The organism is Allobosea sp. P5_A5 (assembly GCF_056400625.1).
This window is the reverse complement of sequence record NZ_JBFUKY010000012.1, coordinates 73,688-99,032: the sequence shown is the minus strand read 5'-3', so window position 1 is coordinate 99,032 and position 25,345 is coordinate 73,688. Positions and strand designations below refer to the sequence as shown.

The window sequence follows — 25,345 nt, the reverse complement described above, 5'->3', positions numbered from 1 at the left end:
GAGCAGGGAGCCGGAACGGGACATCCGCCATGCCGTTGACGCTGACGATCGAGAATGAAACCTCCCTGCCCGATGGCGGGCCGCTCAGCGTGACGACCGGGGGCGGCCGCGGCCTCGATATCGGCCGCGACCAGCATCTCGATTGGGCCCTGCCGGACCCGACCCGCGCGGTATCCGGCCGCCATTGCGAGATCCGCTTCCGGGAGGGAGGCTGGTGGCTGCGCGACATCTCCACCAACGGCACTTTCTTAAACGGTGGCGAGCACCGCGTTCAGTCCCCTTATCGCCTGCTGAACGGCGACCGGCTCGAGATCGGCCATTACATCGTCGCCGTCTCGATCGACGAGGAGGCGGCGCAGGACCAGGCGCCAGCGGCCGCGCCGCCATCCCGTGCCAGCGACCCCGAATCGTTGTGGAGCTCGACCGAAGAGGCCGCTCCGCCGATCGCGCGCCGCGACCTGATGCCGCCGAGTCACGCCAAGCCGGTGCATGCGCCCTTTATCGACTGGGCCGCCGATCTCCCGACGCCCGCCGCCTCGTTCGCGGCCGTGCCGGCGGGCCCCGCACCCTGGTCGCCCCCCCAGGCGGATAGCGACTTCGCCTGGGCGCCGCTTCAGCCGAAGCTCGTGCCCGAGGAACCGGCGCCCGCCCCGATCCCGACGCCGCGGCGCCCTGCGGCCGGCGCCGCCCCGGCCGCCAACCCGTGGGACGAGGCGCCGAGCGCGCCTGAGCCGGAATTACCCGGAACCGGAGACGACGAAGCGGGGGTGCCGTCGCCACCCTTCCGGCCCGAGCCCATGCCGCTCCCCGAGCCGCCAGCCGCGCGCACCTCCGCGCCGCCGATCTCGACCGCCGAGTTCATGCAGCGTTTCGCCAAGGGCGCGGGCGTCTCGCCGCAGGCATTGGGCGGACAGGATCCCGGCGCCTTCGCCGAGCAACTCGGCGGACTGATGCGTCTCATCGCGGAGGAGCTGAAAGGCCTGCTCGCCGCGCGCGCCGAGAGCAAGCGCATCGCCCGCAGCACCAACCAGACCATGATCCAGGCGCGGGACAACAATCCGCTGAAATTCTCGCCGACGGTCGATGACGCCCTGCAGCTCATCTTCGGACAGCCACGCAGCGGTTATCTTGACGCCAGGCGCGCCTTCGACGAAAGCTTCCGTGACCTGAAAGCCCACCAGATCAAGACCTATTCGGCCATGCAGCACGCGCTCCAGATGCTGGTGGAGGATCTCGAGCCGCAGGCGATCGCCGAGGGCACGGCCCAGGACGGGGGCCTCAGCGGGTTGATCGGCTCGCGCAAGGCGAAGATGTGGGAGACTTATGTCGCCCGCTGGGACGCGAAGACCGCGCCTTACGAGAACGGCCTGGTCGACGCCTTCATGATCTATTTCGCCGAGTGCTACGACCGCGGCGGGAAGTGACCAGGCCCGCCGTCACGCCCGGGCTTGACCCGGGCATTTCAGGACGCCAAGGCGCCTCCTTCGGCACGCGTCTCCCGAGACGGAGCTTGGTTCCGCCCAAGGATGACACGCCTGTCAGCGCTTCGCCGCCACGGCCGTGATCTCGATCCCGTAACCGGGCGAGGCCAGCTTCGCCTCGACCGTCGCTCGCGCCGGCGCATGACCCGGCGCCACCCACTTGTCCCACACGGCGTTCATTTCGCCGATCTTGGCGATATCGGTAAGGAAGATCTGGACGCTGAGAATGCGCTCCTTGCCGCTGCCGGCCTGCGCCAGCGTATCCTCCAGCAGCGCCAGCACCTCTTCGGTCTGCTCAATCAGGGACCGCCCCGCGGTCTGCTCGGGCACATGGCCGGCCAGAAAGACGATGCCGTTGAAGATGGCGGCGTCGCACCAGCGGGCGGTGAGCCCGACGCGCTCGATGGTCATGGGATGTCCCTCGGATGGCAGGATTGAGCCTGGGGCCTTCGCCTGCGGGACAGGCCGGGTCAAGCCCGCGGCAGAGCCAGGATCGCCCCGATCGCACGGGGCTGAATCTGAAGCGGCCGCTCATCCATCGCGGCCCGGTAATAGCCGAGGATGCTGAGCTGGTCGTGGATCCTTGCCAGCGGCTCCTGCTGGAAGCCGTCTGCACGCTCTTCGAAATTGAGCAGGAGGCCGTGCTCCATCCCCGTGCCACGGATCAGCTCCACCGGCGCGGGCCGGCTGCGCTTCTGCTGTTCGGCGGCAGCAAACGCCACGAGCGCGCCCGCGACCCAGATCCGGTCGAACGCCTCGCCGATATCCGCCGCCGCATCGCCCTGCCCGGCGAGGACGTGCCGGCAGGCCTGGGCGAAGGCCTGGGTCAGGCCATTCGCCTCCGCCGCGGAATCGGCCTTGTTGTAGTTGGCCTGCAGCGGGTCGACATACGCGAAGATCAGCTGGACGTTGCGGGAGGCAGGCCCCATCAGAAGATGCCAAGGCAAGACGCCGCCGATCCTGATCTGCCCAGGCAGGAGATGGGCGGCCTGCTCGCCCCCGGTCGCCCTGAAGAACTGGCGGATCGCGGCGGTGCATGTGACGGCCGGATTGGCGGGAAGGCTGCGGCTGCGACGCGCCGGATCGCGGATCAGCGCCATGTAGCATAGCATCTCGGCGACGCGCTCGTTACGCGCCATGCCATGATTCAGCCCTCGCCGCCGGTCGCTCGAAAAGCGCTGCACGGTCCGGAGCCTGAACTCCTCATCCGCCTGGACTTCCCGATCGGGACTGCTGCGCGACGCCACCGGCTCCTCCGAAAAACGTTACAGATCAGACCATTGCCACGATTTCCCGAATCGGGACCGCATCAACCGCCGATGATGCAGGTCGGCAATCCCATCGCGATCTTGTTAGGCGGGCCCAACGCTTCGAGGATCGTGTCGCCCATCCGGCAGGCCGGCAAATTGTTGATCAGCACCGTCTGCGAGCCGTCGATGACCACGCCGAGGCCGTGCGGGACCGGCGGAGGCACCGGCGTCAGGCAATTGTGGATATCAGCCCCTGCCGATGCACCCGTGATCATCGAGCCCATGCTGGCGGACACGGCGTTCTTGGTCGCGATCTCGGCCGCCAGCGCGGCAGGCGCTCCCGGCGTCCCGGCGGCAGCGAGCGTCGCGGCCTCGGCCACTTGGACGGTAGCGTCGGCAGTCGCCTTCGCCCCCTGGATCGCCGCAGCCGCAGCGGCAGGCACGCCGCGCCACGCCGGCAGGCCTCCGATGATCACCGTAGGGCTGCCCGGCCCCGGCTGCAGGATCGGTGGCAGCGGGTGGATCACGGGGTCGGTGATACGCGCGGCGGGGCCCTTCGGCATGTCGAACTCCACAAGCCGGCGACGGATGCAGCGCGCCGGGGGCGGGCTCGCCATCAGGACTGCCCCGAAAAACTCCTGGCCGCATCCTTCAAGTCAATGATGGCGCCCCGCGTGCGACGGCCTACGATTCGAGCTGGTGACGATGCGGAAAGCCGCGGATAAGTTGCGCCTGCCAGCTTTCGAGTGAGCGAGACCGGGATGTCGTGGTACAGCAAGGTCGTCTGGTCGGAAGGCCTTTTCCTTAGGCCCCATCATTTCCAGCAGAACGACCGCTATCTCGAAAACCAGCTCGAAAGCCGCGTCCGGCACGTCACGCCCTATCCCTGGGGTTTCTCGGTCTTGGAAATCGACCGCGACCTCGCCCAGCAGAGCCGCATCGGCCTGCGCCGCGCCGTCGGCGTCATGCCCGACGGCACGCCCTTCGCGATGCCGGATAACGGCCCGCTGCCGGCGGCGATCGAGGTTCCGGAGAATGCCGCAGGACAGATCGTCTGGCTTTCGCTGCCGCTGGCCGCCGCCAACACCCGCGAGGTCGACGACGCGCAGACCGGCTCGGCCAGTCGGTATCTGCCCGCAACGGAGATGCTGATCGATTCCACCGCCTCCTTGCGAACCGAGGAGGAGATCGACGTCGCCCATCCGCGCCTGGCGCTGGAACTGCGCAAGACCGCCAAGGCCGGCTATGTCGGCCTCGCGCTCGGGCGCATCCTGGAAGTGCGCGACCGCGCCGTTCTGTTCGACGAGAAATTCGCTCCCCCGGTGCTGGTTTGCTCGGCCTACCCGGTCATCGAGGGCTGGCTCGATCGCGTCATCGGCTGGATCGACAACAAGCTGGAGGAGCTCGCCCGCTACGCCGCCGACCCGACCGCTGGCGGCGGGTTGCAGAGCGCTGATTACTTCATGCTCCAGCTCCTCAACCGCACCATTCCGGTGCTGAAGCACATGCGCCGCTCGCGCTTTGTCCATCCCGAGCGACTCTTCGCCGCCTTCCTTGGGCTGGCTGGCGAACTCGCGACCTTCACCACGGCCGAGCGCCGCGCCCACGACTACCCGGCCTACGACCATGACGATTTGGAAAACTGCTTCGCGCCCGTGGTGCGTGACATCCAGGATTTCCTCTCGGCCAATCTCGGCCGCCGCGCGATCCGGCTTGAGATCGTCGAGCGGGCGCAGAACGCCTTCATGTCGACGATCCGCGACCGGAGCTTGGTGCGCAACGCGACGCTGGTGCTGGAAGTCGCCGCACGCCGGCCCTTGACCGAAATCCAGGCGCAGTTCCCGCAACTGTTCAAGATCGGCCCCAACACCAAGATGAACGAGATCGTCCATGCCCATCTGCCGGGCATCAATCTCGTGCACCTGCCGACCCCGCCGCCGCAAATTCGCGCACTGACCGACCATGTCTATTTCTACCTCGATCGCACCTCGCCGCTCTGGCCGGATTTCAGCACCGCGACCTCGATCGGCATGCATTTTTCCGGTGACTGGCCCGATCTCGAACTCGAGCTCTGGGCCGTTCTGGAGGGCCGGCGATGAGCGATCCGGGTTCGCCGTCAGATCCCTTCGGCCGCTCCGAGCGGACGATCATCCGGCCGAACCCTGGCGGGCGCCGCGCGCCCTTGCCTCCCGGCCCCGCGAAGCCGGCCGCGCCGCAGGCTCCCCCGCCCTACCAGCCGCCACAGGTGGCTTCCCCTGGCGTGCCCGGCAACGGCGACGAATGGATGTCGCAACCGTCGCCGATGCCGCAGCGGCCGGCGCCCTCCGCGCCGGTCGGAGGCCAGGCCCTGCCCCGCCGCGACCAGTTGCTGACGCCGAACGCCAACCCGCTGCTGCGCGCCGCTGGCCCCCTTCTGCTGCTGCTCGGGCGCATGCGCGCCAACCTCTCCAACGCGCCCTTCGCCCAGCTCGTCGGCCAAGTGGGCGAAACGATCGAGGCCTTCGAGCAGGAGGTTCGCGCCGCCGGCGTCTCCGCCGAGAAGGCGAACGCCGCGAAATACGTCATCGCCGCCACGGCCGACGACATCGTCCAGAACATTCCCGGCGAGGACCGTCACGTCTGGACCCAATACAGCATGCTCTCGCGCTTCTTCGGCGAGCGCATCGGCGGCGTCCGATTTTTCGAGATGCTCGACAAGGCGAAGGCCGATCCATCGGTCAATTACGACCTGCTGGAGCTGATGCATGCCTGCCTTGCTCTGGGCTTCCAGGGCATCCACCAGACGTCTTCCGGCGGGGCCAACAACCTCCAGATCATCCAGCGCAACCTTTTCGAGACCTTGCGCCGGGTCAAGCAGCCCGATCCGGAGCTCTCTCCCCGTTGGCGCGGACAGGCGATCGCTGCCGCTCTCGCCGGCTTCAAGGTTCCGGTCTGGTCGGTCGCGGCCATCGCGGCGGTCGCCTTGTTGGGGCTCTACTTCGTCTTCCGCGCGCTGCTCGCCGGCAATGCGGAGGCCGCCTCGACCGCCCTGCTCTCTGTGCATCCCAAGGGTGAGATCGGCATCATGCGCAAGGTCTTCGCGACCCCGCCGCCGCCTCCCCCGCCACCCCCGCAGCCCCCTAAGGTCTGCGCCGCGGTGCAGCCGCCGATCGTCTGTCTGGTGACGCCGAACGTCGTCATCGTCCGCTTGGCCGGCATCACCCTGTTCGAACCTGGCCAGGCGGCGGTGCGCGCCGAATTCCAGCCGCTGATCGAGCGTATCGCAGCCGTCCTGGAGCAGGAGGGTGGCGGGGTGAAGGTCGTCGGTCATACCGACAACGTGCCGATCCGCACGGCCCGCTTTCCTTCGAACGTTGAGCTGTCGCAGGCCCGCGCCAAGGCGGTCGGCGACGTCCTGAAGACCAAGCTCTCCAAGCCCGATCGCATCGGCTTCGAGGGCAAGGGTGCCGACACGCCGATCGCGCCGAATACGACGCCGGACGGACGGGCGCAGAACCGGCGCGTCGAAATCCTGATCCAGCGGCAGAACTAGGGGCGAACCGATGAACCTCGCCACCTGGCTTAGAATCATGGCTATCCTGGTCGGCGCGCTCGCGCTCGCCGCGCTGATCTGGTTCGGCGGCCCGTTCCTCGCCTTCGGCGAGGTCCGTCCGTTCGAATCCGTCTGGGTGCGACTGCCGCTGGTGGCGCTGCTGCTGCTGGGAGCGCTTGGCTGGATTGCGCTCGTCGTGATGCGCCGGCGCAAGGCCACCGCAGCCCTGACCGACGCGCTGGCGAAGGAGGAGACCGGAGACGGCGCCGCGCTGACCAGCGCCATGAAGGACGCCCTCGCGACATTGAAGAGCGCGCGCGGCAAAGGCGGCGACTATCTCTACGACTTGCCCTGGTACGTCATCATCGGCCCGCCCGGTGCCGGCAAGACGACGGCACTGGTCAATTCCGGCCTGAAATTTCCCCTTGCGCGCGGCACGACGCCCGCCGCCGTCGCCGGTTCCGGCGGCACCCGCTACTGCGACTGGTGGTTTGCGGAGGACGCCGTCCTAATCGACACCGCCGGCCGCTACACCACGCAGGATAGCGACACCAAGGCCGAAAAGACCAGCTGGTTTGCATTTCTCGACCTGCTCAAGACCAACCGCCCGCGCCAGCCGATCAATGGTGTGCTCGTCGCGATCAGCGTCGAGGACATCCTGACCTCGACGCCCGAAGAGATCGCGGCCCACTCCGACGCAATTCGCTCGCGGCTTTTGGAACTGCACGATCGCCTGAAGGTCGATTTCCCGGTCTACGCCGTCTTTACGAAGGCGGATCTGATCGCCGGCTTCAGCGAGTATTTCGGCGCGCTGACCGAGCCGCAGCGCCGCATGGTCTGGGGCCACACCTTCCAGACCGCCGACAAGACCTGCAACATGATCGGCGAGGTGCCGCCGGAATACGACGCGCTGATCGAGCGGCTGAACGAACGGCTTTCGGACAGGTTGCAGGACGAGCACAACCCGGTTTCCCGCGCGCAGATTTTCGGCTTTCCAAGCCAGATGGCGACGCTGAAGCGGTCTATCGTCGATTTCCTGACCCGCGTCTTCGAGCCGACGCGCTACCACGCTAATGCGACGCTGCGCGGCTTCTATTTCACCTCCGGCACGCAGGAAGGCACGCCGATCGACCAGCTGATCGGCGCGCTCTCGCGCAATTTCGGCTCGGACCATTCGGATGCGGCTTCCTTCTCCGGCAAGGGCAAGAGCTATTTCCTCACCGATCTGGTCCAGAAGGTGGTCATCGGCGAGTCCGGCTGGGTCTCGACCGATCTCGGTGCCGCCCGCCGGTCGACCGCTTTGCGCATCGCCGGCTTAACGGCGGTCGCGCTGGTGTTGCTGGCGGCGCTGGGGCTGTGGTGGACCAGCTTCTTGCGCAACAGCGACCTCATCAACGCGACGAATTACGGTCTGGCCGATTATCGCAGCGCTGCGGCTCCGGTGTTGCAGGAAACGACGATCTCCGACCGCAATTTCAGCCGCATCCTGCCGCTGCTGCACAAGCTGCGGAACATGCCGGCGGGCTATGCGACGCAGAACGAGCCTGTGCCGATGCTCGCGACCTTCGGGCTCAGCCAACGGGAGCGTTTGCAGAACGCGGCCGAGATCACCTACCAGCAGGCGCTGGAGCGCATGCTGCGCCCACGCATCATCTTCCGGCTGGAGGAGCAGCTCGAGCAGAACGCCAACAATCCCGGCTTCGTCTACGAGGCGCTGAAGGTTTACATGATGGTCGGCGGCCAGGCGAAGCTGGACCGCGACCTTGTCACCTCATGGATGAGGCTCGACTGGGCCGAGAACCTCTTTCCCGGTCCTGCAAACGCCAAGGGCCGCGAGGCGCTGGAGGAACACCTCGCCGCGATGCTCGCACTCGATGAGGGCGACACCGAGCCGATGGTCAAGCTGAACCAGTCGCTGATCGAGCAGAGCCAGCGGACCTTGCGCCGCCTCAGCATCGCCGAGCGCGCCTACGAGCTGTTGCGTACGCAGGCCCGCAGCGACAGCGCGAAAGACTGGGTCGTGTCTCAGCGCGGCGGCTCCGATGTCCGGCTGGTCTTCGAAGGGATCAGCGGGGAGGATCTAGACCAGATCCGCGTGTCCTATTTCTACACCTATGACGGCTTCCAGAGCGCCTTCATCGGCCGGCTCGGCGATATCGGCGACCGCATCGAGAAAGAACGTTGGGTCCTGGGCGAGAATGTCGACCAACAGGCAATCACGTCGCAATACGCCACGCTGTTTCAGGACCTGATGAAGCTCTACAGCCGCGATTATGTCGCGACCTGGCAGAAGACGCTGCGGCGGCTGAAGCTGCGGCCCTTGAATGCCGACAAGCCGCGCTATGTCGCGCTCAGCGCCATTTCGGCCGCAACCTCGCCCTTCAAGCAGATCCTGGAATCGCTGCGCGAAGAGACGCAACTGACCAAGGAGCGGCCGAACACGAAGAAAGCCGTTGCGCAGGCGGCGGCCAACCAGGCCGCCCAGACGCTCGACCAGCGCGCCAGCCAAGCGCTCGGACAACTCGGCGCCAAGCTGCCGATGGCTTCGGCCGGCGTCGACCGCGTGCTGGCGGGCGGGAACGATGTCTCGCTCGGCGCCGATATCGAGGCGCAGTTCAAACCGTATCATGTCCTTGTCGACGGCGACCTTGGCCGCAGGCCCGTGGACCAGCTCCTTCAGGCCTTCTCCGAGATCAACCAGAACCTCGCCGTCGCGGCGACCAATCCGACACAGTCGGCGGCCGCCAATGCTGCGCTCGTCCCGCTGATCGCGACGCTGCGCGCCAATTCCTCACGCTACCCGCCGCCCTTCGACGGGATGATCGTCCAGGCGGTCAATGATTTCGAGGGTGACGCAACGGGTGCGACCGTGGCGCTGCTCAGGCAGGCCCTGGCCGAGCAGGTCACGGGCGTCTGCAACGAGATCGTCACCAACCGCTACCCCTTCACCAAGGCCAGCACCCGGGATGTGCCGCTCGCCGATTTCGCCCGGATCTTCGCGCCCGGCCAGACCGTGGACAAGTTCTACAAGGAGCGCCTGGAGCCCTTCGTCGACACCTCGAAGCCGCAATGGACCTGGCGGGTCGACAGCCGCGTCGCCCGCGCCCTGTCCCCGACGACGCTGCGCGAGTTCCAGCGCTCAAGCGAAATCAAGGAGGCCTTCTTCCCGACTGGCGGCAACCTGCCTTCATTCCAGATGATCGTGACGCCGACCGCTCTCTCCGCCGATGCCGCGAACGCCAAGCTCGAGATCAACGGCTTCACCGTCACCAGCCAGCAGGGCGTCAACACGCCGGCGCCGGTGATGTGGCCGGGCGGCGGCGTTGGCAAGACGGCGGTGACCCTGACGTTGGGGGGTGGGGCGGCGTCGGGCGGCATGTTCAACGGCGGCTTTTTCTCGTCCGGTTCGCAGGCCACGGCCCAAGGCGAGGCCAAGCTCTTCGAAAAGGACGGCACATGGTCCTTCTTCCGCCTGCTCGATGCCGGCTCGGTGCTGAAGCAGGGCGACAATGTCGGCTTCACGCTCAGCGCCGGCGGCAGGCAGGTGGGCTACTCCTTCGGCGTCGGCTCGCTCAAGAACCCACTAATCCTGCCGGCGCTGCGGGAAATCCGCTGCCCATCGGGGATCTGAGCCTTGAGCTGCGGCCTGTTCGGCAAGCTCCCCGCGAAGCGCGACTTCATCGCGCTGAATGCATCCGCCGGGTTTCTCGGGCCTTACGAGAAATGGCTGCAGGGCGGGCTGACCGCGAGCCGGCTCGAACTCGGCCAGGGCTGGCAAACATCGTATCTCAACGCCCCGATCTGGCGCTTCTGGCTGGGCGGCGCCCATTGCGGCGGGGTGCCGGTCGCCGGCGCCTTCATGCCGTCCGTCGACGGCGTCGGGCGTTACTTTCCGCTGACGGTCCTGGCAGTGTCGGAGCCTGGAAATGCGATCCCTCCCCCAGAGGTCGATCCGCAGGATCTCTGGTTCGGCGCGATCGAGGATTTCCTGCTTCAGGCGCTCGACCCTGGCGCGAGCTACGAGGCGGTGGTCGAAAGGCTCTCCGCGCTTCCCGTTCCGACCGGCGAGTCGCTGCCGGCCCCACCGCAGGACATGGTGCGGCTCGCCGACGGCACCATCGTCAGCGCAGCCACGTCCAGCGGCTTACCGGAGCGGCTGGCGGCATTGCGCGTCGAGGACCATGCCCGCGCCTATGCCCACGCCTGCTATCTCTGGACGGTCGGTGGACCGAGTTTCGAGCCGCTGGCCCTCGTCGGCCAGGCGCTGCCCGACCCGCATCTGTTCGCCGCCCTTCTGACCGGGAGGTTCGACATCCATCTCACGGCCGCTCGGCCGAGCCCACGAGGTCACGCCCCGTGAACGACGTCTCTCGCGCGATATCTGGTTTCGAGACCGGCTGCGTCAGCCACACCGGCAAGGTCCGGCAGGCCAACGAGGACAACTTCGTCCTGCGTTCGGAAGTCGGGCTCTGGGCGGTGGCGGACGGAATGGGCGGGCACGAGAACGGCGCGCTCGCCAGCGCGACCGTGGTCGCCGCGCTGGAGGCGGTCGCGGCGGCGACCTCCGCGCCGGGCTTGCTGGCGATGCTGGAAGCGAGCGTGCTAAGGGCCAACACGGCCCTGCGTGCCGAGATTGCTCAGCGCGGCGGCGCCACCATGGGCTCGACGCTCGTCGCGCTGTTGATCCATGTGCCGCATTTCGCCTGCATCTGGTCAGGCGACAGCCGGATCTACCTCGTTCGCGGTGGGCAGATTGTGCAGATCTCGCGCGACCACACCGAGGTGCAGGACATGGTCGATCGCGGCATGCTGACACCCGATGAAGCGAAGCACTCGCCGCGGCGCCATGTCATCACCCATGCGATCGGCGTGCATGAGCAGCCCGAACTTGATCTGGAAAACGGCCAGATCGTCGATGGAGACAGCTTCGTTCTCTGCTCGGACGGCTTGACCGAGCATGTGGCGGACGCCGAAATTCTCCACGCGGTCGAGACGGGTGGCGCACAGGCCGCCTGCGACGCCCTTCTGGCCCTGACGCTGGAGCGTGGCGCGCGCGACAATGTCACGGTCGTGATCGTCCGCTACCGGCAGGACGATACGGAAAAGACGCTCTGGGTGCCGAACCGGCGTGCGGGCGCGGGAACGTCAGGGAGCACGACCCCATGAACGATGATTCCGAGCGCACCGTCATCGCCCCGCGCGCCAATGCCCGGCTCGGCACGAAGCTCAACGGCATCTACGAGATCGAGAGCCTGATCGCGGTCGGCGGCATGGGCGAGGTCTACAAGGGCCGCGCCATGCAGACCGGCGATGCGGTCGCGATCAAGATGATCCGCCCCGACATGGCACGCGACGAGGCGGTGCTCGCCCTCTTCCGGCGCGAGGCAGCGGCGCTACACAACCTCTATAACGAGGCGATCGTCCGTTATTATGTCTTCGCCATCGACCCGGTGTCCGAAGCGCCCTATCTGGCGATGGAATTCGTTGACGGCCAGCCGCTCTCCGAACGCATCAGGGACCAGCCGCTGACGGTGGAGGAGGCCGACGTGCTGCGCCGGCGCGTCGCGCCCGGCCTACACGCCGCCCATCGGCTCGGCATCATCCATCGGGACATCTCACCGGACAATATCATCCTGCCCGGCGGAGACCCGGCCCGCGCAAAGATCATCGATTTCGGCATTGCCCGATCAAGCATCCTGGGCGAAGGCACGGTGATTGGCTCGGGCTTTGCCGGCAAATACAACTATGTCTCGCCCGAGCAGCTTGGCCTGTCGGGCGGCGACGTGACCGGCCGCTCCGACATGTACGCCTTCGCGCTCGTGCTGGCGGAAGCGGTGGCTGGCCGCGCCATCGACATGGGCGGAAGCCAGGTCCAGATCGTTGACAAGCGCCGCCGGCTGCCCGATCTCTCGCAGGTCGATGCGAGATTGCGCCCGCTACTGGCAAAAATGCTCTCGCCCGATCCGGCCGGGCGTCCCGCGGACATGGCGGAGGTCGCGTCCTGGCAGCTGCCGCCGCCGACCAAAGCGACTATCCTGCGCAGTCCGATAGCTAACGGCGCGGCGGACGCGAAGCGACGATCGCCCTTGACGGCCATCGCCGCGATTTTGGGCCTTGCCGTTCTCGGCGTCGGCGGCTTCTACGGTTGGACGATGCTCTCCTCTCAGCGCCTCGATCCGACAAGGGAAACCGGAGGGGGCGCTCCCGCTCTCACGGAGCAGGCGGCGCCTGACCGTACCAAGACCGATGCAACGCCTTCTCCAACCGAGACCACGCCGGAGCAGGCGTCCCGAAGCGAGCCCGACAAGGCGCCCGACAGGGCAGCAAACGATCAATCGGCTCAGCCGGGCCAGGCTACGGACACGAAGCCAGCGCCTGTGACTCAGACTCCACCGACAATTCGTGACCGGCAGGATGTCCCTCCTCAGTCACTGCAACCGGAGCAGCGCGGACAGGAACAGCGCCGTCCTGGACAGGAAACCGCCCAGCAGCAGGTTGCCATCAATACCGACAAGGGCGAGACCCAACCCTCTCAGACGCAGTCCTCCAATCGGCCCGCCGAGAACCACAACGTTGTGATCGACCCAGGGCCGACAAAAATCCCGCTCTCGCAGGAGGCGCCGCCAGTGGTCGTGAGCATGGGGCCGGAGCCGCGGACACCGGCAGAGCGCATCGAACGCTTCGTGCGCACCTATAATGGCGGTTCCTGCTTCTCGCTCTGGCCGCTGGAGATCGGTGATCGCAAAGCCGTTCTCGAAGGCTTCGGCCGTGGCACGGAGCCGTTCGTCGATTTCGATTCAGCCTTCAAAACGGCGCAGGGGTTCGAGGCGCAGATCAGCCTCCGTTCGCTCACGGCGGCGCAGTGCCCGGTCGCAGACTTCATGCGCCGGCCGGGCGTCGCGATCGACCGCAGCCCGAAGCTGCAGATCGGCTCCTTCAATATGAAAAGCGGCGAGGTGCTCTCGGGAACGGTCGAGGCCGGCGGCGGGCAGAACCTCGACGTGATCCTCGTCGGCGATGACGGGCTGGTCTACAATCTCGCGAGCTACATGAAGCGCGACGGCGGCAAGGTCGGCTTCAACCTCAAGCTGGAATCGACCGGCGGTCCGGCCCGCCCGCAAACGGTTCTGGCTCTCGTCAGCCGCGAGGCCTTGCCGGCTCTGTCAGGACCGAATCCGTCCCCGGCGAGCGAATTCTTCGCCAATCTGAAGCTGGATCTGGCGCGCCAGGGTGGGCCGCTCGGCTTGGCGGTCAAATATTTCCGGATCGAGTGAGAGGCGCGACGCGAATCCGTCCCGGGCGCCGCAGACGGCCCGAGGATCGAAAATGCATGACGTTCACAAGCCTGAGGCGGCAGGGAGCGGCCAGGCCAGACCAAGCACAATGCGCCTTTCACATCTCGCGATAGAGCACGCCCCACTCGTCCTGCCAGACGCCGGAAGCGTCCTCGACGACGATCGGAGCATTGATCTCGTTGGCGAGCCTAATCGCGGAACGGAACGCGTCCTTGGCGCTCATCTCGTCGCTGATGAAATCGTTGACGAGGTGCCCGGAGGCGAGATCGGCGGGGCAATGTACCCTCCCGATCGGGTCCCCGGCCCGATCGGTCAGGGACAGGGTGATCGCGTCAGCCTGAGGCTCGTCGACCTGCTCAAAGCGATTGACTGCCATGGTGTTTCCTCCTTGTTTTGAGATCCGTCGGGGCAGAGATGCCCACTTCAGAGCGGTCATTTCTTCGGTTGCGGCCGCGCGATGCCGGCCCCCATGCCGGGGCGCACGGTGCTGTAGCGGTCGAGCCTCAGCTTGATCATGTCGTTGAATTTTTTGTGCACCTCGGACACCGAGAGCGTCTTCGTCTCGCCGCCGGCATCGGTGTAGAAAATCGGGCGGTTCGCTTGGGCCGGTCTCGGCAGGAGTTCGGCGGCCTTGACGCCGGGGGTTTCCTCCATCGTCTCGATGAACGTCTGCGCCGCATCCGGACCGAGGAAGTGGATCAGGTAGATCTCGCCGCCCGTGAGGTGGCGCCCGAGCGCGGCTTCGAGCCGCAGAGTGTCGCGCTTCAGCATCTCGGCCGCGAGCAGCGCCGAGATATAGGGCTCGCGCCGCATGTCGAGAATGCGCTGCCGCTGCGATGGATCCGAGACCACGAATTGCCGCCCCGAGCGCCCGATCAGCTTCACATCGGACGCGAGCCCGTGGCGCGTCCCGAATTCGTAGATCACGCCGAGCCAGGTCTGCTCAATGAATTGGTAGAGCCCCGTCGCGGACGAGGTCTGGGCCTTCACGGCGGTCGAGAAGGAGGATTCCTTGTCCGCGACTGCCATCAGCAGGGTCGGATCCGCGCCGACGACCTTGCTCGCGCGCACGATGGTGTCGACGAGATGCCTGCGAATCTTGATCGGCCCGAAATTCAGGATCTGGTCCGGGTCGCCGCTCGAGATCACCTGGGGCGGCTGCGGCGCTCCGCTGGGCGACACCGGGCCCGCCGGCGAAGTAGGCGCGACCGGCACCCCCGCGCCTGCCCCTTTCGGTGGCACCAGCAGAATGTTCGAGGGCAATTGCAGCTGGTTGACCGGCACCTGCTGCTGCGTCGCATCGTCCTGCGACTTGATGGCGGCAAGCGCGGGATCGTTGTCGATTGCGAACTGGGCCGCCTGGCGTGCGCCCTCCAGATCCTGCTCGACCGAGGACAGGATCAACGAGGGCCTCGCCGGACCGTCCTTCAGCGCGGGGATCGAGCGTTCGAGTGCGAAATCGCCGAACTCGCCGGGCGGCGCTTTGCCTCGCTGAAGGTGCAGATAGGCGAATCCTCCCGCCGCCGCCACGAGGCAGCCGAAGCCCCCGGCCACGGCGACCATGGTCAGATGACCGGAGCGTCGGCGTTGAGGCACCGCCGCCGGCTCGGGCTCAAAGCGTTTCGGCGAACCCGCCGCAAGCCCACCAGAGGCCGCACCCGGCTGCGCTCCCTCTACCGCCTTGGACGGTTTCGCCGGCGGAGGCGCTGCTGCACACAAAGCCACGGGCGGAGACGGCATCGCTGCCCGGAGTGGCGCAAGCGCGGGCGCGGCGGGTCCAGCCACCTCGTTGCGGCAGACGAGCGGCCTCAGGGCCGCCAGCCAGTCGGCCTTGCCCTTTCGCACCAGCGTCGTCAGCTCGTCGACGATACGCCTGGCGGTGAGCTGCGGCACGCCCGCCTCCCGCGTCAGAAGGGCCTCCGCCTTACCGGGCTGTTCCGTCTGAAGCTTGAGCGCGTAGAACCAGAGCTGAAGCGCGGTGCGGCGGCTTTCCAGAGGCGTCCCCGACGCCGGCTGGATGAGATAATTGCAACGGTCGCAGGCGAAGGCGCGCAGTTTCGTGCGCAGCTGGAAATGGGCCGGCCGCCCGCAGGCGGGACATGACATCTCGGTCCCGCCATGGCGCAACCGCATCAGCGTCGCGAGGCAAGCCTCCTCCGGAAAGGCCGCCTGGAACTGTCGGAAACGCTCGCTCATCCGCCTCGCCCGCGCCGCGGCGTCGACATCGCGATGCGCCTGACCGCAACCCCAAGGCAGATCCTAGCCATCGAGCAGGCCGAGCCGGGCGACGTCCCTGAGATGCATCGCCACCTCCTCGGCGCTCGTCCGCAGGGGTAGTCCAGGAATTGTCGTGCCGCTTCCGCGCAGCTCGGCGAGAAACTCGTTCATCGCATCGAGCAGATCGGCGCTGTCGCGCTCGCCGTCGAGCAGAGTCACGAACTTGCGGACGACGATGCTGTCCAGCCGCACCGTTCGATGGCGCAGATCGGTGACCTCGTTGCCTCTGGAGGCCTGCCAGCGGGCGACCTTGCTCACTCGCGGCTGCTCGCTCAGTCGCGTCGTGAGTGGTGGCGGCCCGAGCCTGATGTCGATCAGCCCGGTCTTGAAGATGGCGGTCAGCGCCTCGTCGAGCCTAGCGTTTTCACGCTCATTGTCCGACCCTAACCCAATGTCCGTGCCGGCAAGGGCCCAAGCTTGCGAGAGCAGCTCCGGCCAGGCGATGCTTCCGGGCCAGGCCTCTCCCAGGAGCTGAAGTGCCGCTTTGCAGAGCGGCAGGTCCACGGCGAGCTTGACCCCTTCCGCGAAGGCGAACTGCGCGACGCCCGGTCTCTTATCTCCCTCCTCGTCCGGCACGAGCCGGACCTCGGCGGCGAGGTGGTAGGCACGCAGCGCTCCGTGTTTGACGCCACGGCTCAATGCCAGTCCGGTCCGGCAGAACAGGGTCTCGCGGAAGGCTCGGCCGATCAGCAGGTCCAGGGTCTGCTCGCGGCGCACGGCTTGCTCCAGCGGGATGTCCATCAGCATCTGTTGCGCCAGCCCCTTGGCCGCTCCGTACAGATTGGGAAACGACGCTTCCGCCAGGAACTGAAGGCCCTGACGCTCGCCAATCGCGGCCACCTCATGCAGGGCGAAGGCACGTGCTCCGGGATTGAGGTCGTCATGGAACAGCACGCTATCCGGCAATTCCTCCACCTGCTGCTGGCGCTGTCTAAGGGCCGCACCATGGAAGCTGTTCGGGTCGCTCGCCTCGGCGAAGGCCTTGAGCGAGGCGCGCGCCACCGTCACTCGTTCGCTAGGATTCTCGATGCCGGCGGTTTCGAAAAGCATCACGTCGCGCGCCAAGTCACGGAAGCGGCATCCCGGCAAAGCGTTGTAGCTCACATACGCGACGCCATGAGGCGCCAACAGGGCACCAAAGAGCGCCAGAATCCGCTCGCGCACCGGATCGGGCACCCATGAAAAGACGCCATGCGCGATGATGTAGTCGAACACGCCGATGTCGGGCATGATCGCCATGATATCCCGCTGCTCGAAACGCACATTTCCAAGGCCGAGCTCGCTTGCGCCCGCCCGCGCCTGGTGGATCGAGGTCGCGCTCAAATCAATTCCGACGAACTCGCTTCCGGGATATTGTGCCGCCATCGGCAGCAGATTGCCGCCACGGCCGCACCCCAATTCCAAAACCCGCATCTCGGACGGCGGCGCGGGATCCATTCCATGAAAATGCGCGATCGTGCCAAGTCGAGCGGGATGGGTCTGCGAAAAGGAGTGGCCGGGGTAAGCCACCTCGTCATAGATATTGGTCACAGCGTCGCTGATCGTCATCGCAGCCCGTCCGGCATCTGCGTATTTCAGCCCACCCGAAGGCGGCATGCTTCCTTCATTTGGAGGATTGAGGCCAAAGGTAGGTTTCGGGCCGCGTGACCCGTGCATTTTGGTCACACTGCATCGAATTCAGTCGGTGCGAAGTAATAGCGAAAGCCGCTAACGTCTGGCCGTTGCATCGGAAAATTCGTTCGCGCACGTCTCCCGCTTTGCCACCGTCTTGCCATTTTCTCTTGCAGATCACGCCGCATTTAGCCGAATCTCCTCCATATGACTGACTTCGGCATGAGTCGTCACAGGCATAATGATTCAGTGGTATTCATATGCCGCAGAGGATTTGAGATGCGGATGAACGTTCGAGCCGGCGCGTATCTGGCGATCGTGCTGGCAGTGGTGCTGTCGGCGATGTCATTCGTCGCCACGGCCGCCCAGGCTCAGAAGCGTTTCGCTTTCGTTATTGGCAATGGCGGCTACGCGAATGTCGTAAAACTCCCCAACGCGTTGAATGACGCCAACGCCACCCGCGCGATGCTGCAGGAGGCAGATTTCGACATCACGCCGGCGATGGATCTCTCGCTGGCCGGGCTGCGCAGCGCGCTCGACGTCTTCGTCGACAAGGTCCGGCAGGGCGGCTCGAATACCACGGCGCTGGTCTATTATGCCGGGCATGCCGTCCAGCTCGACGGCGCGAACTACATCCTGCCCACCGATGTACGCCCTCAAGGCGCCAGCAACATCTCCAATCAGGGGCTGTCGCTCAGCGAAGTGCTGCGGAGGCTGGATGCCGCCGGCGCCAAATCCAAGATCGCGATCCTCGACGCCTGCCGCGACAACCCTTTTGCCGCTGTGGAATTCTCTCGCGGACTGGCCATGCAAATCGTGGATGGCGCAAACGAAGGCATCCGCAGCGAGGCTGGCCTTGCTCGCGTCGATTCCGGCAGCGGCACCTTTGTCGCCTTCTCAACATCGCCAGGGTCGGCCGCGGCGGATGGCTCCGGCGCGAACAGCCCCTTCACCACCGCCTTCCTGCGCGAGGCGCGTGAACCCGGCCTGCCGGTCGAGCAGATTTTCCGCCGCATTCGCCTGGCGGTCTACGACTCGACGAGCGGCGTGCAGGTCCCCTGGGATACCTCGTCGCTGATCACCGAATTCAGTTTCTTCCAGCGGCCAACCGGCGCCGCCCCAGCGCAGACCGCGGTCGGCAACGTGCCGCTCGCGACGCGTCCGACGACCGCGAGCCTACGCTCGATGACACCGGCCGATGCGGCGCGTGCAGCCGTCGCCTGGGATCGCCCGGACGTCTATCGTAGCGTTCTCGACATCAACCCCGACGACCAGAGCGCCTTGCGCTTGCAGCGCATCCTTTCCCAGCGCACAGAAGAGCGCGCCTGGGCTGAGACAGTGCTCGCCGGCGACGCGGAATCTCTGAAGCTGTTTGCGAGGCTTTTTCCTGGCTCGACCCATGTGGCTGAAGCTTTGCGGATGGCAGAGAAGGCGCCCAGCCGCAATCGCCTGCAGGTGGCGCAGACCTGCCCGGTCTGTCCTGCTCTGACGCAGCCGGGGCCGCGCCGCACCGACTATTCGCCCCGCAATGTTTCTCCGGCGCGCACCATGCCGCGTCAACCCTTTTCGCCCCCTTCCTCGGCAGCCCCCCAGCAGCAGGCCTATAGCCCGCCATTACCGCCGCTGGTTCCCGACGCGCCACGTTGGAGCGGCTTCTACGTAGGCGGCTCGATCGGCGGCGGCCGGCAGACCGGGGGCACCCGGCTCGGTGGACCGGTCGGTGGCCCTACGGTCAATCCGACAACCACCACAACGACGACAACCACCACGACCGACACCTCCGGCTTCGTGACCGCCGTTGCGACCACCGCCACGACAACCGTCGGCCCGCCGACCCTGGCAGGGAGCGCGATCAATCCGGCCAGCGTGCCGCTCTCGCTCTCGCCCGAGGGGGCAGGCGCGGTGGGTGGAGCGCAGTTCGGCTTCAACTACCGTATCGGCGCCGTCGTCGTCGGCGCAGAAACGGATCTCTCGGCCACTCGCCTCGGCGGCGGCAAGAATCTGGCGAGCGCAGCGACCGGCTTCACGACCCGCGTCGAGAACGAGGTCTCAATGCTCGGCACCGTCAAGGCTCGCGCCGGTGTAGTGATGGGTGACTTCATGCTCTACGGGTCAGCCGGATATGCGTACGGCCGCGTCGAGCAAAGTGGGACCGTCTCGCCAGCGAACGCAGCGGTGCAGTCGGGCGCGACAGGGTCGAACTCGACGATCGCGAGCGGTTGGGCGCTCGGCGGCGGTATCGAATACGCCATATTCTCCGGCATGACGCTACGGTTGGACTACACCCATTACGATCTGGGCAACAGCAAGCTCACTTTGCGCGATTATACCGGCCTGGCGCCAAACCAGACTGTAGCGATGCGTAGTGCCACATCGGGCGACATCGTCAAGGCCGGCTTCAACTTCGGCTTCTGAGTAAGCTGTCACAGCGCTCGGTTCTGCCCCAAAACTGCTGAGGACTACTTCGTTGGCATGGTTGCAAAAGAAGGCGCGACCGGGCTGCTGGATAGGCAGCCAGTACGCGGCAGTCCGTAAAGCTCCGGCCAATCATGGCTCATCGGAAGGATGGGACTCCGGAATGATTTGGCGGTCGCGCCCAACGACACCGCTATCTTCCTAGATCCTTCTAAAAAGGAGGTTGAGGCGATGCAACGATGGCGCCGGGCATGTTCGGCCGTTTCCCAAGCGCGTTTGCACGCTGGCTCAAAACTTTCGTAAAGCGCGGCGAAATTCATCCATTTGAGGGATGCGAAATGGGCATCGTTCGCTAACTTACGGCTGAACGGCTCGGAGCGGCACGTGGCATACACGATGCAGTTAGACTTAGGCGCGATGACCCAAGTCTATAACGTCAATTTTCCGGTGGGGCCCAAAATGGCAAACATCCGGGACGACGTTATACTCGTGCAAACTCTGATGAAAATAGCCAACTTCGACCGGATGTCGCCACACGGTCCAGCGGAACATAGCTCAAAAATAACTGTCGATGGGTATTATGGTCCGCAGACCGAAAGGATGATCAAGGCCTTCGAGGTATATTGGCGAGGCTTCCATATGAAGCTTGTCTGTGATGGGATCGTAGAGCGAGCGCCGCCTGATGGTTTCACGCGTGAAGGCATGTTGTACAAGATTATTCATATGAACCGCGCTGCGTTTCGCGCCGACGAGTGGCGCCAAAAAGACCTGCCCTTTAACGTTGACACCCACCCGGGCCTGCGGCCTTCGCTCCAAAAAGCAGCTATTAGGCCCGCTCCGCCGCCCCGCCCGGTTTAACCAGTCGCTTGGAAGCTCCGAGTCGACAAGCGTGGCACGCGGGAACGCAAGATGCCCTCGCGTGCAATCGCGTGCTGCAATCGGCGCTTTTGCGTGCTCGTTCATCCAACCTTGGCATAGTTTGCATTATCCAGAACAGGACTGAGCCGGCGGGGTCCGGCGCAGACTGCGGCCGCCGTGGCTTCCTGCGTCGGCGTCCTCCATTTGGGTGACGTGATCAATCGCGCACTGCGCTCCTCTCGGCCTAGGCAGGAAGCCTACTGCCGCATTGGGGGCTCTCATGATCAATGCCTGGGCCATCGCGACAAGAGATAACAAGAAGAACGAGAAGGACTGCGACATCGTCTTCAAGCCGGCAGCAGTCCGGGTCCGCAATGCCTACAAGGGCGGTTATTCGGAGTTTGCCAACGGGCTGAGCTACCCCGCCAACCGCAACGATCTCCTGCAAAAAATCGGCATGATGGGCGGTGGGCTCGATCTGTTCGCCTATTTTGGCCATGGCTACAATACGCAGCTGGGCGGCCATATCCTGACCAAAGAGGACATCGGCATGCTGGCCGACGCCTTGAAGCCGAAGATGAAGCCGGGCGCCAGCATCGTATTTTATTCCTGTCTCGCCGGCTCTTCCGGCGGCCTCACTACGATGCTGCTCGACAAGATCGGGCTCGGCGTCTGGGTCTACGGCCACACCACGGCGGCGCATTCGTTCAAGAACCCTGCTGTCAGCGAGGTTCACAGCGGCGATGGCCCCAAATTCAAGATGCTCAGCGGGCTATTCGGCCCCGGCCTTCAGGCCGCTTGGGGAGAAGCGCTAGAGCGGACAGACCTCTGGCTGCGATTCCCGCTGATGCAGCATGACGACATTATCAAGGAGCTGAACGCCATAAGGCTGGTCGGCAGTTGGTCGGTTCCGGGCGGTGGCAAATACACATTCGAATGGCCGATCAAGAACGGAACTTATGGTACCGACGAGTCGCTATGCGTGAACCCGCACGGCACGGTGCGAGACGCCTCGGGCCGCAGTGGCACCTGGGAGATGGACGACGATCTGGTGCTGGCTTGGGACGGAAGTCAGGAGATCTGGTCGATGCCGATCAACCCAGATGGCCAGCGGGTCAAGAGCGGCGCCGGCATGGCCAAGCGCATGGCACGCGGAAAATACGGCTCGGTCCAAGGGTGAGCGGCGAGCAGGCGCGGTTCGAGTGATCGGCACCCATGCGGCCGTCTTGACGACGCGCCTCGCCGCCGGCAGGACGATATTTAGTCTTGACAGTGTGATCCCGCAGGTCCGCTGATAGTGCCACCGCGAGAGTTCGCGTAGCGTGCAAGAGGGTTTCAGCGGATCGGCAGAGATTTCACCTCTTGGCGAACGACCAGGGTTACGAGGATCCCCAAAGCAAACGCGACCAAGCTGCCAAGCGAAAAGACGGTCGAATAAGCAAGGCCGACGCTTTCAACAAGCGATCCTCCGCCAAATGCAGCGATGCCATAGCCAAGCTGATAGATGGCAATCAGCGCACCGAGCATCGTTGCCGACCGCGCGGAAAACTCTTGGCCGGCGAAGCTCAAGCTCAGCGCAAGATTGCCGAGCAAGCCAAGCCGACAAGCGCGAAAGCCGCCATGCCCGACTCCACTCCATTGCCCGCGCTGCAGGCTGGAAGGCGAGCGCGAGCAGGAGCGGCAACCCAATATAGACCAGCCTTACTGGCAGCCGACGTGCCAGCACCGCGAAGAGGATACGGCCGAGGATCAGCGTGCTCCAAAACGCAGCGAGGGCGAAAGCCGCATTGTCAGGCCGAAAGCCTTTTGGACAAGAATTTGTCCGTTCTGATTGGATATAGCCCGACCGCTCCTCAACCTGTTCCTGTGTCAGGCCGCGCTCTTCCCGCAATCGCGCAAATTTTGTCCGACGAGTCCGCGTATAGCCTTCGCCGCCGACGAGCCCTTCCGCGCAGCGCCGAGCCGTCGTCCCGAACAGTTCGCGCAGGAGATCACTGTCACGGAAGTGGCCAAGCCGATTCTTCGAGAACGTCGAGTGATAGGGCATCGCTCTCGAGCCCGAGCCGGCAAAACCAGCGATAGGCCAGGTTCAAATGCACTTCATCGCACAGGCGCCGTTCGAAGCGAACGCCACAGCAGTAGCCGATGAGCAGCATCCGGATCATCAATTCGGGATCGATCGAGGGCCGACCCATCTCGCTGTAGAACGGACGCAGATGCGCGCGGATATCTGAGAGATCAACGAACCGATCGATGAACCGCACCCAATGATCAGCCGGAACGTGACGCTCCAGGCTGAACTCGTCGAACAGCGCCTCCTGCGCCACCAGCTGCTCGCCCATCATTGCGCCGCCCTCCGAACAAGGACAACTCAATCAGGACCAAGCCCTCGCCAACGACGACATTTCAACGACATCGGCGCATTTCATTCGGACAAACGTTGGATTGGCGCATGACGCTCGTCTATCGTCACGCATGGCCCCAAGAGGCGGTTGGGCGTACTGAACAGCGATCACATACAGGTCGACATATCAGCGACAGGGAGATTGAGTGGCGAACGTCTATCAAAGATGCCGCAGGTATACGGCTATCGCGCTGGTTTGACGTGGACCGCGATCCGGGTGGTCTGCGGGTTTCCGAGGCGGTCGCGAAACTTGATCTCGATGCCGAACTCGTCGGTGCCCTTGAAGCTCGGCTGTGCGCGGTAGCCCCAGGAGTTCGATGAGACCAGCGCGACGCCCTGACGTGCCTTCTGCGTCACGCGCAGTGAAATGACGCCATTGGCGAAATAGGTGCTGGTCGTACACACGCGGCCCGGCAGGGTGAACCAGTCCTGCGAGAGGTTGCACCCACCACAAAAGGTCAGCGGCGTGTGCGTGCAGGGTGACTGCGCGACGGCCGACGTGCTGCCCAGGCCGCCCACGATCAGCAGCACTGGGAGTTTGGCGGTTAAGCTAGGAAACCTGGGCATGGTGTACTTGGCTCCTTAGGTCAGCCGCAGTATCGCTGGCCGTTTACGGTTACGCAATTCGAACTATGCGGCCGCAACCGCGCGGGCGGCGCGGCCCGCGGGGTTCGCTCGGTCGAGGCGACGGGGCGCGCCGACTCGACCGACGCGCGTGGCTGGCAGGTCAGCGCCGCTGCAGCGCCGATCCGGTCGAGCAGCGCTTGTTCGAGGCTGTGCGGTAAAGGGGGCTTCTGAGCGGATGCGGTTGAAAACCGATCGATCGCCGCGATCATCCGTGGCGAGGCAGCGTCGTCGTCGATCGCGCCGCTATAGCAGCCCTTGCTCCTTAGCGCGGCCTGGATGCGGGAGGGCGCGACCGGTCGCTGCTCGCGTTCGCTGCGCTGCCGCTCGGCCTCGGCAGCGATCGCTGCCAGGCGCTGGCTGTCTTGCATGTCCAGGGTAGGTGCGGGCTCAGGCAGGAAAGGGGTTGCTGCTGTCGGGCCCATGGTCTGCGCCGCTGCTTGCGGTGGCACAGTCCTGGCCGCAATCGCCGCAGCGGCATATCGTGCAACCGCGTCGTGCGCAGCAGCCTCCTGCGCGGCTGCGGCCCGCGCCTCGTTCGCACGCAACTGGGCCTCGCGCCGGGCAGCCTCTTGCACCGTGGCCTCCCCGTCCCGCCGGGTCTGTCTCTCCTGCTCGGCTTGCCGTTGTGCGACAAGCTCACGTGCCTCGGCCTCCGCGCGTGCCCTGGTTTGTGCCTCTTCGTCCGAGGCCACGGCGGGTGGACCGCTCAGCGTCGAGGCGGGCGTATAGGGCGTCGTCTTCGCCGGCACAGGCGCCACCGCAGCGCCTGCAGCCCTGACGGCCACTGCTGCATCTACCGGCTGTGCGGCTCCGGAGGGCCAAAGCTCCACGCCGAGGGCTAGCAGGCTTGCCAAAAGCACGCCGCCGCCTATCCAGGCTGCGCGGGCAGGCCGGCGATGGTCGCCTGGCGACGCGGCGTGTACGAAGACTTCGAGGGCTGCCGGGCGGGCCGGTATGGCGGCGCCGAGTGCGGGCACCTCGATGGAAGGCGGCACCGGCCGCGGACTGCCAGACTGGCGCTCGTCGAGCGCCGGGCCGAGCGCGAAGCGCGCCAGGGGCGGGCTGCCGAAGCGGCGCCAGGTCTCTTCATAGGCGCGCAGCGCCTTCAGGTTGGCGGCCGGCTCGCGACCGGTCCGTGTTTCGACCATAGTCCAGAAGCGGTTCAGCGTGTGGCTGAGCGGGTTTCCATCCCAATTCGACAGGTCGATCGTGTCGAGCCGGGTGAAGCCGAGCGGCAAATTCGCGGGCTCGATCCAGACGGGCAGGATCTTATCGCTCTCCTTGGCGATATGGGCTTCTTCGAGCACCCATTCGCTCGCGACCGAGAGCTTGCACCACAGCACGATGCAGAGGCTTGCGCCGCGCAGCTCGGCCTCGATCTGGCGGCTGAAATCGCGCCCCGAGACCAGCTCATAGTCAAACCACACAGAATAGCCGTGCAGTTCCAGCACGCGGGCAAGATGTGCCGCTGCCGGTCGCCGTTCCGACTTGTAACTGATGAAGACATCGACCATAGGCCGATAGTCAGCATCGGCGTGGCCGGGTCAAGGCACCTGCGTCAGCTGCGGCCGCGCTTTCGCCTGCCGAGGCGCTCA

General features: G+C 65.6%; 19 protein-coding genes and 1 pseudogene. 10 read left to right on the top strand and 10 right to left on the bottom strand.

Going from position 1 to position 25,345, the window contains the following annotated elements:
* The first annotated feature begins 29 nt into the window (after positions 1-29).
* Entirely contained in the window at positions 30-1,424 is a 1,395-nt protein-coding gene (gene tagH / locus AC1DR6_RS19975) for a type VI secretion system-associated FHA domain protein TagH (RefSeq protein WP_476831019.1), read from the top strand.
* 114 nt (positions 1,425-1,538) lie between these two features.
* Here tagH and AC1DR6_RS19970 read toward each other — a convergent pair whose 3' ends face one another.
* From AC1DR6_RS19970 to AC1DR6_RS19960, 3 genes are all read right to left on the bottom strand, one after another.
* Positions 1,539-1,892, bottom strand: coding sequence for a RidA family protein (locus AC1DR6_RS19970; protein ID WP_476831018.1), 354 nt, complete (start codon positions 1,890-1,892; stop codon positions 1,539-1,541).
* A 59-nt stretch (positions 1,893-1,951) separates the two neighbouring features.
* Positions 1,952-2,620, bottom strand: coding sequence for a hypothetical protein (locus AC1DR6_RS19965; RefSeq protein WP_476831017.1), 669 nt, complete (start codon positions 2,618-2,620; stop codon positions 1,952-1,954).
* Between the two features lie 170 nt (positions 2,621-2,790).
* The gene (locus AC1DR6_RS19960) at positions 2,791-3,294 is read right to left on the bottom strand and encodes a PAAR domain-containing protein (protein WP_476831016.1); all 504 of its coding nucleotides are present in this window, start codon (positions 3,292-3,294) and stop codon (positions 2,791-2,793) included.
* Between the two features lie 198 nt (positions 3,295-3,492).
* Between AC1DR6_RS19960 and tssK the strand changes: the two genes are divergently transcribed.
* From tssK to AC1DR6_RS19930, 6 genes are read left to right on the top strand one after another with little or no spacing between them, the layout of a single operon-like run.
* Positions 3,493-4,830 carry a type VI secretion system baseplate subunit TssK gene (tssK, locus tag AC1DR6_RS19955; protein ID WP_476831015.1) on the top strand — a complete coding sequence of 446 codons (1,338 nt, stop codon included), beginning with the start codon at positions 3,493-3,495 and terminating at the stop codon, positions 4,828-4,830.
* Positions 4,827-6,263 (top strand): type VI secretion system protein TssL, long form, encoded by a 1,437-nt coding sequence (gene tssL, locus AC1DR6_RS19950; protein ID WP_476831014.1) that lies wholly within the window; start codon positions 4,827-4,829, stop codon positions 6,261-6,263. Before tssK ends, tssL begins: the two co-directional genes overlap by 4 nt.
* A gap of 10 nt (positions 6,264-6,273) precedes the next feature.
* The gene (gene tssM / locus AC1DR6_RS19945; protein WP_476831013.1) at positions 6,274-9,894 is read left to right on the top strand and encodes a type VI secretion system membrane subunit TssM; all 3,621 of its coding nucleotides are present in this window, start codon (positions 6,274-6,276) and stop codon (positions 9,892-9,894) included.
* 3 nt (positions 9,895-9,897) lie between these two features.
* A complete protein-coding gene (tagF, locus tag AC1DR6_RS19940) occupies positions 9,898-10,623 on the top strand; it encodes a type VI secretion system-associated protein TagF (RefSeq protein ID WP_476831012.1) in 726 nt (241 codons plus the stop codon).
* A complete protein-coding gene (locus AC1DR6_RS19935) occupies positions 10,620-11,429 on the top strand; it encodes a PP2C family protein-serine/threonine phosphatase (RefSeq protein ID WP_476831011.1) in 810 nt (269 codons plus the stop codon). The genes tagF and AC1DR6_RS19935 overlap by 4 nt, the downstream gene beginning before the upstream one ends.
* Complete coding sequence (locus tag AC1DR6_RS19930) at positions 11,426-13,537, top strand: serine/threonine protein kinase (protein WP_476831010.1); 2,112 nt, start codon at positions 11,426-11,428, stop codon at positions 13,535-13,537. The genes AC1DR6_RS19935 and AC1DR6_RS19930 overlap by 4 nt, the downstream gene beginning before the upstream one ends.
* Before the next feature lie 118 nt (positions 13,538-13,655).
* Here the strand turns inward: AC1DR6_RS19930 and AC1DR6_RS19925 are convergent, their stop codons facing one another.
* The 3 genes from AC1DR6_RS19925 to AC1DR6_RS19915 all read right to left on the bottom strand — a co-directional run bounded on the left by AC1DR6_RS19925 (position 13,656) and on the right by AC1DR6_RS19915 (position 17,431).
* On the bottom strand, positions 13,656-13,934 hold the full coding sequence (locus tag AC1DR6_RS19925; RefSeq protein ID WP_476831009.1) for a hypothetical protein: 279 nt from the start codon (positions 13,932-13,934) through the stop codon (positions 13,656-13,658).
* Between the two features lie 56 nt (positions 13,935-13,990).
* A complete protein-coding gene (locus tag AC1DR6_RS19920; protein WP_476831008.1) occupies positions 13,991-15,754 on the bottom strand; it encodes a transposase in 1,764 nt (587 codons plus the stop codon).
* Between the two features lie 63 nt (positions 15,755-15,817).
* A complete protein-coding gene (locus AC1DR6_RS19915; RefSeq protein WP_476831007.1) occupies positions 15,818-17,431 on the bottom strand; it encodes a methyltransferase regulatory domain-containing protein in 1,614 nt (537 codons plus the stop codon).
* 300 nt (positions 17,432-17,731) lie between these two features.
* On the opposite strand from AC1DR6_RS19915, the gene AC1DR6_RS19910 reads away from it, so the two are divergent.
* The 3 genes from AC1DR6_RS19910 to AC1DR6_RS19900 all read left to right on the top strand — a co-directional run bounded on the left by AC1DR6_RS19910 (position 17,732) and on the right by AC1DR6_RS19900 (position 21,899).
* Entirely contained in the window at positions 17,732-19,861 is a 2,130-nt protein-coding gene (locus AC1DR6_RS19910; protein ID WP_476831006.1) for a caspase family protein, read from the top strand.
* A gap of 384 nt (positions 19,862-20,245) precedes the next feature.
* Positions 20,246-20,719, top strand: a complete 474-nt coding sequence (locus AC1DR6_RS19905) for a peptidoglycan-binding domain-containing protein (protein WP_476831005.1) — start codon at positions 20,246-20,248, stop codon at positions 20,717-20,719.
* Positions 20,720-20,999: 280 nt separating this feature from the next.
* The gene (locus tag AC1DR6_RS19900; protein ID WP_476831004.1) at positions 21,000-21,899 is read left to right on the top strand and encodes a hypothetical protein; all 900 of its coding nucleotides are present in this window, start codon (positions 21,000-21,002) and stop codon (positions 21,897-21,899) included.
* A 155-nt stretch (positions 21,900-22,054) separates the two neighbouring features.
* Here the strand turns inward: AC1DR6_RS19900 and AC1DR6_RS19895 are convergent, their stop codons facing one another.
* The 4 genes and pseudogenes from AC1DR6_RS19895 to AC1DR6_RS19880 form a co-directional block, all read right to left on the bottom strand.
* Positions 22,055-22,312, bottom strand: coding sequence for a hypothetical protein (locus tag AC1DR6_RS19895; protein WP_476831039.1), 258 nt, complete (start codon positions 22,310-22,312; stop codon positions 22,055-22,057).
* 328 nt (positions 22,313-22,640) lie between these two features.
* Positions 22,641-23,064 (bottom strand): annotated as a pseudogene (locus AC1DR6_RS19890) (transposase); the annotation flags it as partial.
* Between the two features lie 242 nt (positions 23,065-23,306).
* Positions 23,307-23,690, bottom strand: coding sequence for a hypothetical protein (locus tag AC1DR6_RS19885; RefSeq protein ID WP_476831003.1), 384 nt, complete (start codon positions 23,688-23,690; stop codon positions 23,307-23,309).
* Between the two features lie 20 nt (positions 23,691-23,710).
* Positions 23,711-25,264 carry a toll/interleukin-1 receptor domain-containing protein gene (locus tag AC1DR6_RS19880; protein WP_476831002.1) on the bottom strand — a complete coding sequence of 518 codons (1,554 nt, stop codon included), beginning with the start codon at positions 25,262-25,264 and terminating at the stop codon, positions 23,711-23,713.
* Between the last annotated feature and the right edge of the window lie 81 nt (positions 25,265-25,345).

Bases quoted from the DNA above. Each gene is read 5' to 3' on its own strand.
- tagH (WP_476831019.1), top strand. From the start codon at position 30: ATGCCGTTGACGCTGACGATCGAGAATGAAACCTCCCTGCCCGATGGC.
- AC1DR6_RS19915 (WP_476831007.1), bottom strand. From the start codon at position 17,431: ATGCCGCCTTCGGGTGGGCTGAAATACGCAGATGCCGGACGGGCTGCG.
- tssM (WP_476831013.1), top strand. From the start codon at position 6,274: ATGAACCTCGCCACCTGGCTTAGAATCATGGCTATCCTGGTCGGCGCG.
- AC1DR6_RS19960 (WP_476831016.1), bottom strand. From the start codon at position 3,294: ATGCCGAAGGGCCCCGCCGCGCGTATCACCGACCCCGTGATCCACCCG.
- AC1DR6_RS19925 (WP_476831009.1), bottom strand. From the start codon at position 13,934: ATGGCAGTCAATCGCTTTGAGCAGGTCGACGAGCCTCAGGCTGACGCG.
- AC1DR6_RS19880 (WP_476831002.1), bottom strand. From the start codon at position 25,264: ATGGTCGATGTCTTCATCAGTTACAAGTCGGAACGGCGACCGGCAGCG.
- AC1DR6_RS19970 (WP_476831018.1), bottom strand. From the start codon at position 1,892: ATGACCATCGAGCGCGTCGGGCTCACCGCCCGCTGGTGCGACGCCGCC.
- AC1DR6_RS19900 (WP_476831004.1), top strand. From the start codon at position 21,000: ATGATCAATGCCTGGGCCATCGCGACAAGAGATAACAAGAAGAACGAG.
- AC1DR6_RS19920 (WP_476831008.1), bottom strand. From the start codon at position 15,754: ATGAGCGAGCGTTTCCGACAGTTCCAGGCGGCCTTTCCGGAGGAGGCT.
- AC1DR6_RS19930 (WP_476831010.1), top strand. From the start codon at position 11,426: ATGAACGATGATTCCGAGCGCACCGTCATCGCCCCGCGCGCCAATGCC.
- AC1DR6_RS19885 (WP_476831003.1), bottom strand. From the start codon at position 23,690: ATGCCCAGGTTTCCTAGCTTAACCGCCAAACTCCCAGTGCTGCTGATC.
- tssL (WP_476831014.1), top strand. From the start codon at position 4,827: ATGAGCGATCCGGGTTCGCCGTCAGATCCCTTCGGCCGCTCCGAGCGG.
- AC1DR6_RS19910 (WP_476831006.1), top strand. From the start codon at position 17,732: ATGAACGTTCGAGCCGGCGCGTATCTGGCGATCGTGCTGGCAGTGGTG.
- tssK (WP_476831015.1), top strand. From the start codon at position 3,493: ATGTCGTGGTACAGCAAGGTCGTCTGGTCGGAAGGCCTTTTCCTTAGG.
- AC1DR6_RS19965 (WP_476831017.1), bottom strand. From the start codon at position 2,620: ATGGCGCGTAACGAGCGCGTCGCCGAGATGCTATGCTACATGGCGCTG.